Below are 1,986 nucleotides of genomic sequence, written 5' to 3'. Positions count from 1 at the left end.
TGGAGCCAGTAGTGCTGGTGTTGGAAGGGGTAGGTGGGGAGGGGGGTGGGGGTGGTGGGGTGGTTGGTCCAGGTGACGGGGATGCCGTTGGTGTGGGCGTGGGCGAGGGCGGTGTGGAGGGTGTGGTTTTCGGGTTGGTTGCGGCGCAGGGTGTGGGTGTGGGTGGTGTTGGTGGGGAGGGTGGTGGTGGCGTGGTTGGTGAGGGTGGGGTGGGGTCCGATTTCGATGGTGTGGGTGATGTTGTGGGTGTGGAGGGTTTGGAGGGCTTGGTGGAATCGGACGGGTTGGTGGATCTGGTTGGTCCAGTAGGTGGGGTCGGTCCAGTGGTCGGGGTTGTCGGGGATGGTGCCGGTGACGGTGGAGATGAGGGGGGTGGTGGGGTGGTGGTAGGTGAGGGTTTCGGCGACTTTGTGGAAGTCGTCGAGGATGGGGTGCATGAGGGGTGAGTGGAAGGCGTGGCTGACGGGGAGTTGCTTGGTGGTGCGGCCTTGGTTGGCGAAGTGGTTGGCGATGGTGGTGATGGTGGTGGTGTCGCCGGAGATGACGATGTTGTCGGGGGAGTTGATGGCGGCGATGGAGGCGTGGTGGGTGTGGTTGGTGAGGTGGGGGGTGATTTCTTCTTCGGTGGCTTGGATGGCGATCATGGCGCCGCCGGTGGGGAGGTTTTGCATGAGGCGGGCGCGGGTGGCGATGAGGGTGCAGGCGTCTTGGAGGTTGAGGATGCCTGCGGCGTGGGCGGCGGCTAGTTCGCCGATGGAGTGGCCGGTGAGGGCGTGGGGGTGGAGGCCGTGGTGTTCGAGGAGGCGGTGGAGGGCGATTTGGAGGGCGAAGGTGGCGGTTTGGGTGTAGAGGGTTTGGTTGAGGAGGGTGGCGTGGTGGGTGTTGGGGGGTGCGAAGAGGACGTCGCGCAGGGGGTGGTCGAGGTGGGGGTCGAGGTGGTCGCAGATGGTGTCGAGGGTTTGGGCGTAGGTGGGGTGGGTGGTGTAGAGCTGGTGGCCCATTTGGGGGTGTTGGGCGCCTTGGCCGGTGAAGAGGTAGGCGTAGCGGGGTTGGTGGGCGGTTGAGGTGATGAGGTGGGGGTGGGGGGTGTTGGTGGCGAGGGCTTGGAGGGTTTGGAGGAGGGCGTCGCGGTCGTTGTGGGTGGTGAGGATGGCGGCGCGGTGGTGGAGGTGGGCGCGGGTGGTGGCGAGGGTGTGGGTGGTTTGGTGGGTGGTGAGGTCGGGGTGGGTGGTGAGGTGGTGGTGGAGTTGGGTGGCTTGGGCCTGGAGGGCTTGGGGGGTGGCGGCGGACAGGAGCAGCGGCAGGGGCGTGTCGGTGCCGTTGGTGGTGTCGGTGGTGTCGGTGGTGGGGGGTGCTTGTTCGAGGATGATGTGGGCGTTGGTGCCGCTGACGCCGAAGGAGGAGATGCCGGCGCGGCGGGGGCGGTCGAGTTGGGGCCAGTCGAGGGTTTCGGTGAGGAGGTGGATGTTGCCTTCGGTCCAGTCGACCTTGGTGGTGGGGGTGGTGATGTGGAGGGTGCGGGGGAGTGTGGCGTGGCGGATGGCCTGGACCATCTTGATGATGCCGGCGGCGCCGGCGGCGGCTTGGGTGTGGCCGAGGTTGGATTTGATGGTGCCGAGGTAGAGGGGTTGGTTGTCGGGGCGGTTGTGGCCGTAGGTGGCGATGAGGGCTTGGGCTTCGATGGGGTCGCCGAGGGTGGTGCCGGTGCCGTGGGCTTCGATGGCGTCGATGTCGGTGGTGGTGAGGCGGGCGTTGGTGAGGGCTTGGCGGATGACTCGTTGCTGGGAGGGGCCGTTGGGGGCGGTGAGGCCGTTGGAGGCGCCGTCCTGGTTGACGGCGGTGCCGCGGATGACGGCGAGGATGGGGTGGTTGTTGCGTTGGGCGTCGGAGAGGCGTTCGACGAGGATGACGCCGGCGCCCTCGGACCAGCCGGTCCCGTCGGCGTCGGTGGAGAAGGACTTGCACCGCCCGTCCGACGCAAGGCCG

Annotated in this window: 1 protein-coding gene; it reads right to left on the bottom strand. The window is 67.5% G+C overall.

Features of this window, described 5'->3' with window-relative positions:
• A partial coding sequence (locus tag ACFQ87_RS45960; RefSeq protein WP_380617003.1) for a type I polyketide synthase occupies positions 1–1,986 on the bottom strand: 1,986 nt, incomplete at both ends.

This window comes from Kitasatospora sp. NPDC056531, assembly GCF_042794375.1.
Lineage (GTDB): Bacteria > Actinomycetota > Actinomycetes > Streptomycetales > Streptomycetaceae > Kitasatospora.
The sequence above is the reverse complement of the archived record's forward strand: the minus strand, read 5'-3'. Positions and strand labels throughout refer to the sequence as shown.